This window comes from Tellurirhabdus bombi (assembly GCF_021484805.1).
Lineage (GTDB): Bacteria > Bacteroidota > Bacteroidia > Cytophagales > Spirosomataceae > Tellurirhabdus > Tellurirhabdus bombi.
In genome coordinates, this window is the sequence record NZ_CP090557.1 from 302,898 (window position 1) to 321,531 (window position 18,634).

The following is an 18,634-nucleotide window of genomic DNA, read 5'->3' on the forward strand; positions in this document are numbered from 1 at the left end:
TGTACATTTGATTTTTGGTCAAAGGCCATGAAGATGTTTCAAACTATAATCCTTCGTTCTTAACCAATTTCTTTTACTAACTTATGTTATTCCGAAATCTTTGCTTCAACGGCTACCAGCGTCACGGTTTGTTGCTGCTGGTTAGTTGGTTGTTCATTTCTGCCGGTTGGACGGTTGCCCAAACTCCCAAAAAAGGGGTTGCAGCCAGTACGACCGCCTCGACGCGCATCCTGGTTTTCTCCAAAACGGCCGGTTTCCGGCACTCCTCGATTCCAGATGGCAAAAAAGCGTTAATAAAACTGGGGCAGGAAAATGGCTTCGCCGTTGATACGACCGAAGACGCTTCTAAGTTCACCGAAACCAATCTGAAACGTTACAATGTTGTTGTTTTTCTGAGCACCACCGGAAATATCCTGAACGATGCTCAGCAAAATGCTTTTGAACGTTACATCCAGGCGGGTGGCGGCTTTGTTGGCATTCACGCCGCGGCGGACACCGAATACGACTGGCCCTGGTACAACCAACTCGCGGGTGCCTATTTCCTGAGCCATCCTAAACAGCAAAATGCCGAAATCGAGGTAGTGGACAAAAACCATGCTTCAACCAAAATGCTGCCCGATCGCTGGAAGCGTTATGATGAGTGGTATAACTACAAAAACATCGTTCCGGGCCTGAAAGTCCTGGCTAAATTAGACGAAAAGACCTACGAAGGCGGGAAAAATGGAGACAATCACCCGATTGCCTGGTACCGCGAATTTGACGGTGGCCGCACGTTTTACACAGGCTTGGGCCACACGGAAGCTTCGTTTGTCGAACCTCTCTTTTTGCAACACGTTCTGGGTGGAATCCAGTACGCAATGGCGTCTACGTTGGATTATTCAAAAGCCAAGTCGGAGCCTTTTCCAGAAGAAAACCGATTTTCAAAAGATATTCTTACCGAGAAGCTGGACGAACCAACCGAGCTAGTTGTTCTGGACAATGGCAAAGTTCTGTTCACTGAGCGCAAAGGGGCGTTGAAACTTTGGGACCCTAAAAAGAAGGCGGTTAAACTGGTAGCCAATATGCCTGTTTTTACCAAATTCGAATACGGTCTGATGGGAATCAACATCGACCCAAAATTCAATGAAAATAAGTGGGTTTATTTGTTTTATTCTCCGGTATCGGGTGATACGGCGCAGCACCTGTCGCGCTTTAAATACGATGACGTAAAAGACACCCTGCTCTTCAACACGGAGCAAGTGCTGCTGACTGTTCCCGTAAAACGCACTGGATGCTGCCACACAGGGGGTTCCATCGCATGGGATAAGCAGGGAAACCTGTATTTGTCAACTGGCGACGATACGAACCCATTCGAATCCAAGGGATTTAGCCCTTCCGATGACCGTCCGGGCCGCGAAGACTACAGTGCTCTGGTTACATCCAGCAATACGATGGATTTGCGGGGTAAAATTCTGCGGATTAAACCGCTCGACAACGGCAAATACGATATTCCAGAAGGCAACCTGTTCCCGAAAGGTACGCCCAACGCCCGTCCGGAAATTTACGTGATGGGTAACCGTAACCCCTACCGCATCTCGGTTGACCAGCGTACTGGCTATTTGTACTGGGGCGAAGTGGGTCCTGATGCGGGCGAAAACGATGATCGCTACGGTCCCCGCGGCCACGATGAAGTAAACCAGGCCCGGAAAGCGGGTTATTTTGGCTGGCCTTTGTTTGTGGCCGACAACAAGCCTTACCGCCAGTTCAATTTTGCCGATAGCACATCCGGTCCTTACAACGATCCGGCGAAACCCATCAATTATTCTCAGCGGATTAAAGGTTTGCGGGAGCTGCCACCGGCTCAAAAAGCGTTTATTTTCTACCCGTACGCTGCCTCGCCGGAATTTGGTGAGATTGTTGGCAAAGGGGGTCGGAATGCGATGGCTGGTCCGGTTTATTATTACGATGATTACAAAAACAGCGCTGTAAAATTTCCTCGTTATTACGACGGTAAACTATTTGCCTACGACTGGATACGCGACTGGATCAATCCGGTAACCATGACTAAAGAGGGCAATTTTGTTCAGATGGAGCGCTTCATGCCTTCCGAAAAGTTCAGCCACCCGATTGACATGCAGTTTGCCAACGACGGCTCGCTTTATGTGATCGAATATGGTAACAAATGGTTTGCCCAGAATGACGACGCCCGCCTTTCGCACATCACTTACAATGCCGGAAACCGCAAGCCCGTTGCTGTTGCGACCGCCAGCAAAACGATCGGTGCCGCTCCGCTGGCTGTTAAGTTTGACGCAAAGGGATCGATGGATTACGACGGTGATGCGATTAAGTACGAATGGACATTCGGCAAAGGTCTGCCCAAAAGCACCCAGGCCGCCCCAACCTTTACTTATGCAAAACCGGGTATTTATCGCCCTGTCCTGAAAGTAACCGATGCCGCTGGCAATGTGCAAACGAAAGAGCTGGAAATCAAAGTTGGGAATGAAGTACCCAAAGTAGAGCTAGCCTTAAAAGGAAATAAGACGTTTTACTTCGATAACAAGCCCGTTGAATACGAAGTAAAAGTATCGGATAAAGAAGACGGTAGCCTCGCTGGTGGTAAAATTAGTCCAGAGGATATTACCATGACGGTTAACTTCCTTCAGGGCTTCGACAAAACGATGCTGGCCCAGGGCCACCAGATGAACGTTGGTCAGGCGACGGGCAAACGACTTATTGAACTCAGCGACTGCAAGGCTTGCCACACCATTGATCAGAAGTCAATTGGACCCGCTTACATGGCTGTTGCCGAGCGCTATTCCAAGGAACGCCGCAGCGAAGCCGTTAGCAGACTGGCGCAGAAAGTAATCAAAGGTGGTGGTGGTGTCTGGGGTGAACAGGCCATGAGCGCCCATCCGCAGCTGAAAGTAGATGAAGCCAAAGAAATGGTTGAGTATATTTTGGCCCTCGCCGATAAAAAAGCCGTTGATAAACAACCTGTTAAAGGAGCATATGTTACAAAAGCTTCGCCAAAAGACGGTTCTTATATTTTCTCGGCTAGTTACACCGACAAAGGAAGTGCCGTGGTTGGTCCGCAGACGGGAACCAAAACCATTGCGCTACGCAGTTCTAAAGTACTGGCCAGCACGTTCGACGAAGGCAAAGATGTACGTAAAAGCAACGAAGCTAAGGTAGAAGTCGTGTTGGGTACCAAACACAATGGTTATTTTACGCTTAACGATATTGATTTGACCAATATCCATAATTTGAGCATAAAAGCCCTGGCAAATGCGAAAACCATGGCGGGAGGAAAACTGGAGGTTCGCCTTGATGCACCGACCGGCCCACTATTGGGAACGGGCGATGTGACGGCGGATCAGACGGCTCCCCTTAGTGTAAACTTGAAAACAACCGCCACCGCCGCGCGAAAACTGTATTTCGTATTCATCAATCCGGCGGCGGGGAACAAGCCACTCTTTGCGGTAGATTGGATCCAGTTCAACGCCAACGCCATGTAGTTTTTTTCAGTAATTACTCAAGCCGCTGTAATCCTTGCATTGCAGCGGCTTTTTTATTGCTAAATCTATATCCTACCGCCTGCTTTTCCCTATATTTGTGGCTCTTCACACTTCAGCCAACAAATCGATAGCCAGCCAAAGATTGAATACCCATTATTCACTCTGCCGCTTGCGCACAATTAATTCATAGACAATCAGTTCCCATCGTTACATGAACGTATTGAAATTTGGCGGCACCTCCGTCGGATCGGTTGAAAGCATCAAGCAAGTTATTCATATTATTGAACGTCACCGCAGCAAAAATGAGCCTGTTGGGGCGGTTGTTCTGTCGGCGATGAGCGGAGTTACCAACCAGTTAATTGAAATTGGGCGGATGGCTACAGAGAGCAATACCGATTACATGGAACTTGTCCGGCGCATTGAGGATCGGCATTTCAATGTGATCAAAGCCCTTATTCCGGTCAAAGAGCAAAGCAAAGTATTTGCCACGATTCGGGGCATTATTAACGAGCTGGAAGACTTGCTGCGGGGCGTGTCCCTGATCCGGGAATTATCACTCCGGACGATGGACCTGATTATGAGTTTTGGCGAACGGCTGTCGTGCACGGTGGTTTCCGAATGCCTGAAAAGCCGGGGTGTGCCGGCCCAGTTCTGCGACGCCCGTAACCTGATCAAAACAGACAGCCAGTTTAGCATGGCGGAGGTCAATTATACGCTGACCAACCAGCTAATCAACGATTATTTTTCGAAAACAACGGACCTGCCCATTGTAACCGGTTTTATCGGCTCAACCGAAAAGAACGAAACGACCACGCTGGGCCGGGGCGGCTCTGATTTTACCGCGTCGATTCTGGGGTCGGCGCTCAATGCCGACATCATCGACATCTGGACGGATGTCGATGGTATGATGACTGCCGATCCGCGCAAGGTTGCCAACTCGTTTAATATTCCGACGATTACGTATGCCGAAGCGATGGAACTGAGCCACTTCGGCGCTAAAGTGATTTACCCGCCCAGCCTGCAACCGGCCTTTGCGCGGAACATTCCGCTGCGAATTCTCAATACATTCAACATTGATCACACGGGTACGGTCATCAGCCGAGCTGCCGAACGCCGCGACTACACCATTACGGGTATTTCGTCCATCGACGATGTGATTATGGTCAATATTCAGGGGTCGGGGATGATTGGAGTGGCGGGGGTATCAGCGCGGGTTTTCGGCGTTCTGGCCCTTCACAAAATCAGTGTTATCCTGATTTCGCAGGCCTCTTCCGAGCACTCCATTTGTTTCGCGATTGATCCGCGCAACGCCGAGTATGTCCGCGAGATTCTAAACGCTGAGTTTGCAGCTGACATTGAGCAGGGCCATATCGACAACGTAAGCATCGAACGCGAATTATCGATCATTGCCGTGGTCGGTGAAGGCATGAAAAAAAGCTCCGGTATCGCCGGGAAACTGTTTTCGGTACTGGGTAAAAACGGGGTTAATATTATTGCCGTAGCGCAGGGCTCGTCGGAAATTAATATTTCGGTTGTTATCAATCGAAATAACCTATCCAAAGCCCTTAACGCAATTCATAACGTTTTCTTCCAATCCGAAGCCCGCATTCTGAATTTGTTCCTGGTGGGTACGGGCCTGATTGGCCGTACTTTATTGAAGCAGATTCACGCACAGAATGCTTTCCTGAAAAATGAAAAGCTGCTGAAAATCTGTCTGGTTGGCGTTACGAATACCAAGAAAATGCTGCTTGATCCGAAAGGGATTTCGCTCGACGACTGGCAGGGTCGGTTGCTGACAGAAGGCGTAACGACCTCCCTACCCGCCTTTGTCGACCAGATGAAAAACTACAACCTGCCGAACAGCGTTTTCATCGATTGCACATCGGATAAAGACATCGTTAATTTTTACGAATCCCTCCTGAATGCCAACGTGTCGGTAGTAACTCCAAACAAGGTGGCCAATTCCGGCTCTTACGAAGAATACCGGCGTTTGCAGCGGACGGCGCTTCGACGGGGTGTTAAATTCCTCTACGAAACCAACGTCGGTGCGGGTCTGCCCATTATCAATACCTTGCAGGGCCTGATGACCTCCGGCGACCGCTTCCTGAAAATCGAAGCGATTCTGTCTGGTACGCTCTCGTTCATTTTCAATAATTTCGAAACGGGAAAAGATGGCAAGCCAGTTTCTTTTGCGGCCATTGTACGTGAAGCCAAAGAAAAAGGCTATACCGAACCAGACCCGCGCGAAGACTTGAGCGGCATGGATGTCGCCCGGAAAATTCTGATTCTTGCCCGTGAGGCTGGTTTCCCGCTGGAACCTTCCGATGTAACGATCAACAATTTGCTGCCTGAGAACTGCATTTTGGCGCCTTCCATTCCGGCTTTCTTTGAGGAGTTGGAGAATAGCAACGCCTATTTTGAAAGTTTGCTGGCTAAGGCTGAAGATCAGAATCAGAAACTTCGCTACGTGGCCACGCTTGAAAACGGCAAGGTAACAATTGAATTACGAGCTGTTGGGCCGGAGCATCCTTTCTACGCGCTGTCCGGAGCCGATAACATTGTTTCTTTTACCACGGAACGTTACAAAGATCGGCCTTTAGTGATCAAAGGCCCGGGTGCAGGTGCAGAAGTAACAGCAACTGGAGTGTTTGCCGATGTTGTTAGCATCGGGAGTTATTTAGCTTAATTTTTCATGGAATCCATAAAAGTGTTTGCACCTGCCACCGTGGCGAATGTTGCCTGCGGATTTGATATTTTTGGTTTTGCGGTTGATAGTCCCGGCGACGAACTCATTGTTCGCCAGAGCGCTCAGCCAGGTGTTCGTATCCTGGATATTATTGGTGACGAAGGTCGCCTGCCGCGCGAAGCAGCCCGCAACACAGCCGGTATTGCGATTCAATCTTACCTGGCCCACATTGGCCGCGACGATGTTGGTGTTGACCTGATCCTTCACAAAAAAATGCCGCTCGGCAGCGGTTTGGGTTCTAGTGCAGCGAGCGCCGTAGCGGGTGTCTTTGCCATCAATGAGCTGCTGGGTAATCCACTGGAACGCATCGATTTGCTTCCATTCGCGATGGAAGGCGAGCGCATTGCCTGCGGTTCAGCTCATGCCGACAATGTTGGCCCCTCCCTGATGGGCGGCTTCGTGGTGGTTCGTAGTTACAACCCACTGGATATTATCACCATCGATACGCCACACCAGCTTTTTGCTACGATTGTTCATCCCGATATTGAAGTGAATACCAAAGATGCCCGTTACATTCTAAAAAATGAGGTGTCTATGAAGAACACCATTACGCAAATGGGGAATGTAGCCGGGTTAATTGCCGGTTTGATGAAGCCGGATTATAGCCTGATCAGCCGCTCTCTCGTTGATGTAATTATTGAGCCGATTCGCGCCATCCTGATTCCTCAATTTAAGGAGGTAAAACAGGCCGCCTTAGACGCCGGAGCGCTCGGTTGTAGTATTTCCGGGTCCGGTCCATCAATTTTTGCTTTAAGTTGTGACCAGAACACCGCTACCAACGTCGGAAATAAAATGCAGAATGCATTTGCGAGTGCTGGCATAGGTAGTGAAGTTTACGTTTCAGAAATAAATCAGCAGGGACCCAAAATAATTGGTTAAGTGCTGTTTTTATTAAACTTTAATATAATTAGTATATATTCAGGTATATTTTGAAGCTTTTACCCATTTACTCCTCCCTAAAACTAAAATCTTAACCAGAGAAACTAATCTATCTCTCTGTCATTTAACGTTTTAACAGCACTACCTCCCGGTGCACTCGCAGCTGATTATTGCTTATTAATCATTGTAACCGCCGCCTATGAGAGGACTGCTACTATTAGTGCTATGCCCGGCTTTGGCTTTTGCCCAGCCGGTGATGGAAACTAAACCTACCAAAATTTTTACTGAAGTTGGTGGCTACTATGCTACCGACAGCCGCACTCCTTTCTGGATGCAGGCCAACCAGTTTGGCATTGTTCCCAAGGAAATTCCTCGTGCTTCTTTGAGAGCGGGGATTCAGATGGACTCCTGGCATAATACACTCTCTGCTCGCCTAAAGAAAAAAAGGGTTATTGGTTGGGGATACGGCGTGGAAGCAGTTGCCAATGCAGGTGCACAAACGATCACCTGGGTATTGCCCGAAGCGTATATAAAAGGGCGATTAGGCGCCTTTGAACTCATGGCTGGGCGCCGACGGGAGGTTTCCGGGCTTGCCGATTCCACTTTAGGTATTGGCCCTTATTCCATCTCCAGCAATGCGTTGCCTGTTCCCAAAATCCAGCTTTCGTTGCCAGAATACACCGCTATTCCCTTTACCAAAGGGGTGGTTGCTATCCGGGGCTCTTACGCGCATGGCTGGTTTGGCAATAGTGGCAACATCATTCAGAATTATTTTCTACACCAAAAAACGCTGTATGGCCGCTTTGGTAAGCCAACCTGGCCGGTCAAATTCTATGCTGGATTTAACCATCAAGTCCAGTGGGGTGGCCGGACGAATGTTTTACCCGAACTATTGGCGCGAAACGGGCAACTTCCTTCTAGTTTTAAAGACTATGGCGACATCGTAACCGGTTCCAGTTTGGGCTACCGCTCAGTTGTTGATACCACCCGAATTAGTCCATTTGATCGCGAACACCGGATTGGCAATCACCTGGGTACGATTGATGTAGGTTTAGAACTAACACTAGCCAAGCAGTACTCGGTTTTTCTGTACCGGCAAAGTATTTACGAAGATGGATCGCTATATTACCTAATCAACATTCAGGATGGCCTGCATGGCCTACGTTTGCACAATTTAAAACCTGCATCGACGGCATTCCGAATTCAGGACGTAGTAGTGGAATATTTAACAACCATGAGCCAGGGCGGCGAGGTTTTTGGTGATCTGGCGGACAATCGAGGTCGGGACAATTACTTCAACCACAGCCAGTACCAGAGTGGATGGGCTTATCAGGGCCAAACGCTGGGAACGCCATTTATACCGCCGGGAAACGACACGTACCCTAGTTTACCTCGCTATAACTTCACGAATAATAACCGGGTCAAAGTAGCTCATCTGGGCGTATCAGGCAGCTTCGGGCAAGGTAACACATTTGCTCTTCGTTGCTCTTACAGCCTGAATGCAGGAGTTTATGACAAACCGTTTCCGGATAACATCTGGCAGTTTTCAACCGCTCTGAAGCTGGGCGTGCCTATTTCGGCCCGCAACGGCTGGCTTGCCACAGCGACTATTGCTACGGATCAAGGCAAACTTTACGAAAATAGTACCGGAATGTACTTAGGCATCCGGAAAACCTGGGAATATTATAAATACCGGATTAGAAATTAACAATAAAAAAGGCGTGTCAAATTGCAAAATACACAATTTGACACGCCTTTTTGACTATTTATTGGATCAGTCTTCCGGGAAGGGAATAAAAATAAACCCAGCAAAGTCATTCTCAACCACGAACAAGCAACAATACTCGTCCGGGTTTTTGTAATTCTCTTTAAACAAGTCAATGGATTCGCCTCCAATCAACTGCCGCTGAATGAATTCGTCCAGAAGCGAGGCGCGATAATCCCATTCATTGGCCAGCTCTTTTTTCCCAATCAATAACTGGCCTAATTCAACGGCGTGGCGAGCGGCCACAAAAACTGGATGCTCAGAAAAACCCCGCTTACGGATCTGATACGATGCCTCGCGGAGCTGATCAGCAACCTTCACAAAATCGGTTGACACCTGACTCATCAACTTCCGGTTTATGTCCGGCGAATTGGCATCGTCAAGGAGGGTATTTTCGTTACTATGGTGAATCATTGATTTTAAATTCTGGCGGCTAATAATAGGCTTAAATCTTTGTAACGCATGCCAAATTTCTTGGCAATGTACATGTTCGTCAATAAGCCTTTATGACTATAAACACCTTTCATAAACCAACGGTTCGCATACATCATTTCTTCAATGCCGCCAATCGTTCCGGTCTGTAGCAAAAAGGGTAAAAAGATGTTACTCAGCGCTAAACTGGCCGTGTGTGCAACCCGGGACGGAATGTTAGGAACGCAGTAATGAATCACGTCGTGCTTCTTAAAGACGGGTTCTTTTAGCGTCGTCATCTGCGAGGTTTCAAAATTTCCGCCCTGGTCAATCGATACATCAATCAGCACTGAATCAGGCTTCATTTTCATCACCATATCCTCCGTCACCACAATCGGGCTAACACCATCTTCGGCACGCATGGCTCCAATCACCACGTCAGCGCGCTGGACGGCTTCGGTTAAAGTATCCGATTCGATAATAGACGTGTAGACGTGCTGCCCAATGGCGTACTTGAGCCGCTGAAGTTTGTAGATGTATTTATCAAATATCTTGATTTCGGCTCCGAGTCCTAAACCCGTTCGGGCAGCGTATTCAGCGACCGTACCGGCCCCCAGAATCACCACTTTTGTTGGAGGTACGCCCGTAATACCGCCTAAAATAAGTCCTCGACCGTTGTTGGCACTGCTAAGGTATTCGGCGGCTACCAACATGACCGTATTCCCAGCAATCTCACTCATCGCCCGAATAACGGGCATACCACCCACCCGATCCTGGATGTATTCGTAGCCAAGAGCAGTTATTTTTTTCTGGTTTAGCTTTTCGAAATAAGCCCGGTCATGATTGGGCAAATTTACTGCCGAAATCAGCGTGCTTCCCGGCTTAATGTGATCCAGTTCCTGCTCCACCAGGGGCTCTACCTTCAGAATCAGATTTGCTTCGTAGACTTCTTTGGACGACTGGACAATTTGCGCCCCGGCTTCGGAGTAATCGCGGTCGAGCAGTTTAGCCCCCGCTCCCGCTCCTGTCTCCACCAGCACTTCGTGGCCATTTCGGATTAGGATAGCCACTGCTTCGGGGGTTAATGCAATGCGCTTTTCCTGCAAAGAAACTTCTTTCGGTAAACCAATTAACAAGCTACTTGCCTGTTTCTTGTCTTTCACAGGTGCTTCTTGCGGGTACAGGGCCGTTTGTTTGGCCAATGCGTCAAATCCGGTAACCATACAGGCTATTTGAAAAGTAAGAGCTAAGGTTTCGCCCGCTTAACTCTTCACTTAAAGTGTTTCTATGATTCGATTTTGTTCTTCGACACGTAAGTGGATTGTCCAGGCATCACTCGGTAACAAGCCAGCAATGCGTTCGGGCCATTCGACAAAGCAAGTCGCTCCTGAATCGAAGTATTCTTCAATTCCAATATCGAACGCCTCCATTTCGTTTCGAAGTCGGTAACAGTCAAAATGATAGATGGGTTTTCCATCATTTGTAACATACTCATTAACAATTGAAAAGGTTGGACTCTGCACGACGTTCACTACCCCCATCTGCCGGCACAAAGCTTTGATGAGCGTTGTTTTCCCCGCCCCCATTTCCCCCTCAAACAACCATACCTGATGGTTCTGCCCTAGCTGAAGCAACTGTTCCGCCGCCGCATCCAGTTCACTGAGGTGCTGAACAATTAACTGCATATCGTCTGGCTTGTTTTCAAGGCGCAAAGATAGCGTTTTCTGTAGCAAACTTTAACGCGCTTTTACCAACCCAAAAAAGGACACTTATACCTTCCATTCTTTTTTGAGAGGGCGGCTAAGCCATTTGTTTGCTTCATCGTCGTCCACGAATTTCTCTTTCTTCGGATCCCAGCGTAAGGGCCTCTTTAGTTCATACGCAATGTTACCAATGTTACACACCGTAGCCGTGCGGTGGCCTACTTCTACGTCACAGACGGGTGGTTTTCGCGAACGCATCGCATTCAGAAAATCAACGTAGTGGTTTTCACTGTGATAGATCTTCCGGTCACTTTCGGCAATGACTTTATCTTTCAGGCTGGCCGGCGTCGTTATCAAGCTTCCCCGTCCTACTTTTACTTCTCCTTCTGTGCCAATAAAATGGCAGAACTGGCCCCCCTGAACGGGTTCGTGGATCATCTTCACGCCATTGGCATAGGTATATACCAGGCCTTTGCCGCTGTTGTCGCTGGGCGGCGTCAAGGACACAGGTCCCGACTTATCCATATCTAGCCCCCACTGGGCAATGTCGAACATGTGTGCCCCCCAATCGGTCATGCCACCGCCCCCAAACTCTTTAATATTGCGCCAGCGTGCCCAATAGTCGGCTCCTAAGGGGGGAGCGAGCTGGCTGTTATAAGGCCGATCAACTGGATTAGGGCCTAACCACATATCCCAATGCAGGCCGTTCGGTAAAGTTTCTGCGGTTAAATTCCAGGCTTCCGGTGGGCCACCCACATTAACTTTCACCGTTTTTACTTCGCCAATTGCTCCGCTTCGTACCAACTCGACTGCCTGACGAAATTCCTTCCACGACCGCTGCATACTACCGGTCTGAAAAACACGCTTGTACTTGCGGGTTGCTTTTACCATCGCCCGCCCTTCCGCAACCGTGAGCGAAAGGGGCTTTTCGCAATAAATATCTTTTCCGGCCTCTGCTGCCCGCACAGCAATGGCCGCGTGCCAATGATCCGGCGCCACAATGACCACACCATCAACGTCAGAACGGTCTAACACAGCCCGGAAATCATCGTATGGTTTGCAGTTTTCAGCGGTGTTGTTGGTGCCGGCGGCAGGCGTTACGCCCGCTGCGGCCTTGACGTCAGTAATAAATTTCACCATCTTCGTGCGGTCAACGTCGCAGGCGACCGGAATACGGACTTGCCCTGTTTGCTGAAAATTGCGCCGCAATCCGCCGGACTGCCTACCTAAACCGATAAAGCCTAAACTGATTTGATCGCTAGGAGCCAGATAGCCCGGCCCTCCCAGAACATAGCGGGGAACAATGAAGAAGGAAGCTAACGCAGTAGAACTCTTGAGAAATTGTCTTCGGGATTGGGAATGGTCAGTCTGCATTTTTCAAAAGGTAAAAGTTAAAGTCGTACAAGTTACTATAAATCCGCATGGCACAAACAATTAAGGTCGGGTTGATTGGTTTTGGATTATCAGGGCGCTACTTCCACGCTCCGTTTCTAAGCACCAACCCTAATTTTACCCTCGTTAAGGTAGTTGAACGGACCCGGAACGAAGCCCAGCTTTTTGATCCATCCATCATTACAGTGCGCAGTCACGAAGAGCTTTTTAGTGATCCTGAGATTGACTTGGTGATTGTCGGCTCACCCAATGACACGCACTTTTCCTACGCCAAAGCGGCGCTGGAGGCGGGGAAACACGTTCTGATCGAAAAGCCCTTTGCCAACACCAGTGAAGAAGCCCGCCAGCTCCTTGATTTGGCTAAAGAAAAAGGTTTAGTCGCTATTCCCTACCAAAACCGCCGCTACGACGCTGACTTTCTGACCATTGAGCATATTCTGGCCGAGCAAACTTTGGGAGATGTTGTGGAATACGAAGCCCACTTCGACCGTTATCGTCCCGAAATCCTGAATAGCTGGAAAGAAAAAGATCCCGATGGCGGCGGCAACCTCCTTAACCTGGGCCCTCACCTGATTGATCAGGCGGTGGCGCTTTTCGGGATTCCTGAAGCTGTTTTTGGCGATGTCCGGGTAATTCGGCAGGGCGGTATCCTCGATGACTACTTCGACATTAAATTATTTTACGCCGATAAACGGGTCATTTTGAAATCGTCCATGCTGGCACCCGATAACAGCTTGCGGTATATCATCCACGGAACGAAAGGCTCATTTATCAAGCACGGTCTGGATATTCAGGAAGAAACCCAACGGAAAAATATCTTACCCAACACACCCGACTGGGGAATTGAACCCGAAAGTCAGTATGGTACGCTGACGACCGCCGACGGCCAGCAGACCATCACGAGTCAGGCGGGTAATTATCACCGTTTTTACGACAATTTGGCAAAAGCTATTCGGGGCGAACAAGCCCAGGAAGTTCAACCCGAACAGGCCATTGCGGTTATTCGAATTATGGAATTGGCGCTAGAAAGTACCCAGAGCGGAAAAATTTGCTCTTTTTAATCCTCAAAAGCCAGAACAGTCGGTCTATGCCGACTGTTCTGGCTTTCTAGCTGGCTCTATTTCTTAGTAGCCGGGGTTTTGCTTCAAGGTTTCTTTACCATCCAGTTTACTGTTCAGAATTTCCTGCAATGGAATCGGGTAATATTCGTGCTTGCCTTTGATGAAGGAAGCCCCTTTAAAATAAGTCCGCATCACCGATTCTTTCTGCATGTATGCATTCAAGGTTTCGGCGGCGATTCCCCAGCGAACCAGGTCAAAATAGCGGTGTCCTTCCAACGCAAATTCCAGACGATGTTCAAATTGCACGGCTTTACGGGCCGCCACTTTGTCCGACCAAGGCTGCGTATACAAACCAATCACGTAATTAGCGGCCGGTTGTCCAGCATCGGTTTTTACAAAACCATCTGGATTGGATGCGCGTTTCCGAATGACGTTGACGTATTCCCGCGCTTTTTCCGGACTTCCGGCTTCAACTTCAGCTTCTGCCAGCCACAGGTAAATGTGCGACAGCTTAATCATCCGGAAGTTATTGGCGTTAAGACGGTTGTTGCTCGCAAAGGTATTGGTTCCAACGTCAGACTTGTAGAAAAGGTGCTTTTTAGCCACGTATGGCCCACCATTTCCTTGATCGCGCACCCAGGATTTACCCGGCATAGCTCCCCAATCCAGGAAAGGAATTCCCCGACGGCCTACCGTCCAGTCCAGGCGCGGGTCCAGTGCTCCTGTATAAGGCGTAAATGCCTGCGTTGATTCAAGCCCCTGATCGCTGGTGATATCCGAATTATTGAACGTATCCACCAAAGGCAGCCCCGTTGCATCGGTTTTGAAGGCATTCACCAGGTTCTGTGACGGCTGGAAAAATCCGCAGCAAGTCGTTGGGCCACCGTATGGATAATTGAGCACATCGCCATTATTCCCATTTTCGCCCGTTCCGTCGTTGACCGAAAACTGCACCTCAAAAATCGACTCAGTATTGTTGTTGGTGACCGTACGGAAATTGTCGTGGTACTTGTCCATCAACTTATACTGACCGCTGGCAATAATAGATTCCAGCAGGGGTTTAGCATCCGTCCACTTTTTCTGAAAAACATAGGCTTTCGCCAACATCGCCGTGGCCGCCCATTTGGTTGCTCGTCCTACCTGCGACTGTTTGGCTGGCAAATTTTCAGCAGCGAACTTTAGATCGGCCTCAATATTGCTCCAGATGTCTTTATCATTAGGTACTTTCGTGCTATTTAGATCCGTTGGATTATAGGTTTTATCATCAATATACGGAGCCATGTTCCACATTTTTTTGGCTTCGAAGTGATAATATGCCCGCAGAAAACGGGCCTGCGCCTGCACCTGGGTTTTATCGGTAGCCGACATATCCGTGGCTTTTTCAACGGCCTGTAATACGTCGTTGGAGCGCGCTACCCCATCATAAACGGAGCGCCATTTACCCCGGAAATAACCGTTGTCGGGCTGGATACTTTTGTATTCAATGTAGGAAATATCCGGCTGGTCACCCGTAGTTGATCCTTTGTAAGCATCATCCGCTGAGACGCTCCCAAAAACCCAGTTGCTAACTCCCGAATGGTAGCTCGTGCCGCCCGAACCCCAACCGTCTAGCAGGGAATAGGCTCCAACCAGCAGATAATTGACTCCGGTACTGTTGTAAAAATTTTGCGCACCCAGCACCGCCTTGGGCTGCACGTCCAGAAAACTATCTTTACACGCTGTTAATGAACCAATTGTCAGGGCAACAGCTAATAACGTATGTTTTTTCATGATGACTCGTCAAAAGTTAAGCGGGTTAATTAAAAAGCCAGATTCAGGCCGACCAACATGGATTTAGAAACTGGATATGCCCCTTCGTCCACACCAATATGGCGGTCGTTGCCCGTTCCTCCTGAATCACGCAGGTTAACTTCTGGATCCAGACCGGAGTATTTCGTCGCGGTGAATAAGTTTTGACCCTGTACGTAAACCATTGCGTTGCTTAGGCCTAAACGCGACATCAATCCTTTTGGCAGGTTATACGATAGCTGGATATTTTTCACCCGCAGGTACGAGCCTGGCTCCAGGTAGTACGTTGATGGGTTGGAACTGATATTGTCGTTCGAACGAAGCTGCGGCAGCTTGGCGTCGGTTTTGCCGGGGCGCCATGAATCTTCCAGCATGCGGCGGCTACGATTACCGGCGAACGTCTGGAAATCAGTCCAGTACCGGTTGTAGTTGAAAATCTGGTTACCGTATACACCCTGGCCGAAAATCGTCAGGTTAAAGTTTTTGTAACCTACATTCAGATTTAGGCCGTAAGCAAATTTCGGGTGTGGATTGCCGATCACCTGACGGTCGCTGGCGTTGATGATGCCGTCCTTGTTAAGATCGCGGAAATGGAACTGCCCCGCTTTGTTGTTCAAGCCCCCGCCAAACTGCACCGGTGCCTGCGCCGCTTCTTCGTCTGTCTGGAAAATACCATCAATGACATACCCAAAGAAAGACGAGATTGGATAACCCTGCTGCGTCACCGTCATGGCCGGAATCCGTGGCGTGAAGCCGAAATACTGGGTGGATGGGTTTCCATCCGTGCGCGTTACCAGATTACGGTAGGTTGAGATATTGGCCCCAACGCTATAAGTAAAGTCCCCATTCATCAGGGCTCCGTTGTGGTTCAGGCCCAACTCGACACCACGGTTCCGGAACGACGCAATGTTCTGGAACGGGTTGGTCGCCTGACCTTGCGTATACTGCACCTCAACCGGGAACAAAGCGTCGGAAGTCACCCGATTGAACCAGTCGAATGTTACGTCCAGTTTACCTTTGAACAAGGAAGCATCCACCCCAAAGTCTACCGACGTTGTAGTTTCCCACTTGGCGTTGGCGTTACCAAATTGCTGTAATTCGTATCCCTGAATAGATGAAGTCCGCGACCCATTTAAGTCATAGAAAGCCGTGGTTGGGCTTGTTCCGTAAATCAGATAGGAGTTGTAGTTACCAATTTCCTGATTACCCGTTTGGCCGTAAGCAGCCCGCAATTTTATGTCATTTACCCAGGTAACTGGTTTTAAGAAGTTTTCCTGCGAAATACGCCAGCCCACGGACACCGCCGGGAAGTAAGCCACCCGATTTACTTTGGCAAAACGCGACGAACGGTCACGGCGAATGGTTCCATCAATCAGATACTTGTCAAATAAAGAAAAGCTGGCTTTCGCAAATTCCGACGCTAATCGCCAGTCAGAACCGCCACCGCTGTTAGTCTGCGTACCAGCATTACCGGCATCCAGGTAGCGATTGTACAGATCATCGTTAGCAAATTTGCTCCGATCAGCCCGGAAAAACTCAAAATTGTTTTTGATGGCTTCCGTACCGACCAACAAGTTATAGCGAATGTCGGAATTGATTTCGCCGTTGTATGCCAGTGTGTTATACCAGGTCCAGTTGTAACTGAACTCATTCCGGGCAAACATAGAGTTGGCAGTGGCAGCCTCCGACGACTCAATATCACGGGGTGTATAGGCGCGAATGTTATAAATGTTGTAATCAACCCCAAAGCTAGTTTTAGCGGTCAGGTTTTTCAGGATGTCAACCTCGGCGTAAGCATTGCCGAAAAGTCGCATTTCTTTTCCCACGTTGTCTTTGTTGCGATACAGGAGGGCAACCGGGTTACGGGCATTATCGAGGTCACCGCCTTTAGTTCCGGCAAAATTACCCGCAACGTCATACACAGGAATGATGGGCTGAATCCGATACGCGAAAGAAACAGCATTACTTTCGTTGTTATTGGCTGTAATACTCTGAGTAGAATTACCCCCACCAACGCGTTCTCCGTAAGCAATCTGCAAGTTTTCTCCTACCCGAATGCGCTTTGATACGTTGAACTCCGTATTGGCCCGGATGGAATAGCGCTTATAGTATGTATACCGCATAATTCCCTCCTGATTGAAGTAATTCGCTGACATGGCATAGCGGCCATTTTCGTTGCCTCCTGATACACCAATCTGGTGGTTCTGAATCGGAGCCGAAGCGAAAATTTCGTCAAACCAGTTTGTCCCTTCTTTGTTGGCTTTGGTAATCAGCCATTGCGTTTTTTTGAAGTCAGAGCCGTCCACGTTTGTGGTGTAGTTCGCGTAGTTTCCGTTGGCATCTTTAGCCAACCGGGGATCGCCTTCCATTGCGCCATCCGGGAAAACATAATCGGGAATTACCGGTGTAGCTCCATTGCCAAACTGCGCGTGTTTCGGGTTGCCGTTAACCAGGTTACCCGCGTTCCGGCGCGACTCCCACACTAAACTGGCGTATTCCTGGGTGTTCAGCAAGTCTGGGAATTTGCCGGGCCGCTGGGTGCCGTAGTAGGCATCATAGGTCAGTTTAGGCTTGCCTGACTTTCCTTTTTTTGTCGTAATGATTACCACCCCATTCCCGGCCCGTGCTCCGTAAATAGAGGCTGCGGAGGCATCTTTCAAGACCTGTAGTGACTCAATATCGTTGGGATTCAGCGTATTCAGGTTTCCTTTGGTCGGAACGCCGTCAATTACGTAGAGCGGTGAGTTATCGTTGATGGTCCCAAATCCGCGAATCCGCACCATAACGCCCCCGCCCGGTGAGTTATCATTGCCGATGGTCACCCCGGCTACGCGGCCTTGCAGAGCCTGCGCAACATTGGTAGCCGGAACCTTCAGCGCTTCCTTCATATCGACTGTGGCTACCGCTCCCGTTATGTCGCGCTTGGACTGGGCACCATAACCAGTTACGATTACTTCGGTCAACGTTTTTGTATCCGCTACCAGCGCAACCGCCAAATTCGTTCGGTTTCCCAAGGCTACCTCCTGGGTAACAAAGCCAATGGCCGATACCGTCAAAATGTCCCGCCCTGCCGGAACGTTTAATGTAAACTGACCGTCTGAACCCGTAGACGCGCCAATCTGAGTACCTTTTACGAGAATGTTGACTCCTGGCAGCGGACTTTTCTCCGCACCGTCCGATACACTCCCTGTAATTTTCCGATCCTGTGCCCAGGCTGATAAAGCTAACAGCCATGTCAACATGGCTACGCCTCCTGCACGAGTTAATACGCAGTAATAATACTTCATAATGTAAAGAGGAGTTAAGGGTTTTTAGGATACAAACTCAAATACCAGTATTTATTGAGTGTAAATACTTATTTATTTTAAAGCAAGATAGAATTCTAAATTTATAAA

General features: G+C 49.0%; 11 protein-coding genes. 5 read left to right on the forward strand and 6 right to left on the reverse strand.

Features of this window, described 5'->3' with window-relative positions:
• Positions 1 to 83: 83 nt before the first annotated feature.
• From L0Y31_RS01300 to L0Y31_RS01315, 4 genes are all read left to right on the forward strand, one after another.
• Complete coding sequence (locus tag L0Y31_RS01300; protein ID WP_234735262.1) at positions 84 to 3,494, forward strand: ThuA domain-containing protein; 3,411 nt, start codon at positions 84 to 86, stop codon at positions 3,492 to 3,494.
• A gap of 211 nt (positions 3,495 to 3,705) precedes the next feature.
• On the forward strand, positions 3,706 to 6,180 hold the full coding sequence (gene thrA / locus L0Y31_RS01305; protein WP_234735263.1) for a bifunctional aspartate kinase/homoserine dehydrogenase I: 2,475 nt from the start codon (positions 3,706 to 3,708) through the stop codon (positions 6,178 to 6,180).
• Positions 6,181 to 6,186: 6 nt separating this feature from the next.
• Entirely contained in the window at positions 6,187 to 7,119 is a 933-nt protein-coding gene (locus L0Y31_RS01310) for a homoserine kinase (RefSeq protein ID WP_234735264.1), read from the forward strand.
• A gap of 199 nt (positions 7,120 to 7,318) precedes the next feature.
• Positions 7,319 to 8,827: a capsule assembly Wzi family protein gene (locus L0Y31_RS01315; RefSeq protein ID WP_234735265.1), complete on the forward strand. Its 1,509-nt coding sequence runs from the start codon at positions 7,319 to 7,321 to the stop codon at positions 8,825 to 8,827.
• A gap of 66 nt (positions 8,828 to 8,893) precedes the next feature.
• Here the strand turns inward: L0Y31_RS01315 and L0Y31_RS01320 are convergent, their stop codons facing one another.
• The 4 genes from L0Y31_RS01320 to L0Y31_RS01335 form a co-directional block, all read right to left on the reverse strand.
• Positions 8,894 to 9,298, reverse strand: a complete 405-nt coding sequence (locus L0Y31_RS01320) for a hypothetical protein (RefSeq protein WP_234735266.1) — start codon at positions 9,296 to 9,298, stop codon at positions 8,894 to 8,896.
• Positions 9,299 to 9,303: 5 nt separating this feature from the next.
• Positions 9,304 to 10,518 (reverse strand): alanine dehydrogenase, encoded by a 1,215-nt coding sequence (locus L0Y31_RS01325; protein WP_234735267.1) that lies wholly within the window; start codon positions 10,516 to 10,518, stop codon positions 9,304 to 9,306.
• 51 nt (positions 10,519 to 10,569) lie between these two features.
• On the reverse strand, positions 10,570 to 10,980 hold the full coding sequence (tsaE, locus tag L0Y31_RS01330) for a tRNA (adenosine(37)-N6)-threonylcarbamoyltransferase complex ATPase subunit type 1 TsaE (protein ID WP_234735268.1): 411 nt from the start codon (positions 10,978 to 10,980) through the stop codon (positions 10,570 to 10,572).
• 84 nt (positions 10,981 to 11,064) lie between these two features.
• On the reverse strand, positions 11,065 to 12,372 hold the full coding sequence (locus L0Y31_RS01335; protein WP_234735269.1) for a Gfo/Idh/MocA family protein: 1,308 nt from the start codon (positions 12,370 to 12,372) through the stop codon (positions 11,065 to 11,067).
• 47 nt (positions 12,373 to 12,419) lie between these two features.
• On the opposite strand from L0Y31_RS01335, the gene L0Y31_RS01340 reads away from it, so the two are divergent.
• Positions 12,420 to 13,451, forward strand: a complete 1,032-nt coding sequence (locus L0Y31_RS01340; protein WP_234735270.1) for an oxidoreductase — start codon at positions 12,420 to 12,422, stop codon at positions 13,449 to 13,451.
• Between the two features lie 63 nt (positions 13,452 to 13,514).
• Here the strand turns inward: L0Y31_RS01340 and L0Y31_RS01345 are convergent, their stop codons facing one another.
• Complete coding sequence (locus L0Y31_RS01345; protein ID WP_234735271.1) at positions 13,515 to 15,221, reverse strand: RagB/SusD family nutrient uptake outer membrane protein; 1,707 nt, start codon at positions 15,219 to 15,221, stop codon at positions 13,515 to 13,517.
• 29 nt (positions 15,222 to 15,250) lie between these two features.
• Positions 15,251 to 18,481 carry a SusC/RagA family TonB-linked outer membrane protein gene (locus L0Y31_RS01350; protein ID WP_234735272.1) on the reverse strand — a complete coding sequence of 1,077 codons (3,231 nt, stop codon included), beginning with the start codon at positions 18,479 to 18,481 and terminating at the stop codon, positions 15,251 to 15,253.
• Positions 18,482 to 18,634 lie beyond the last annotated feature (153 nt).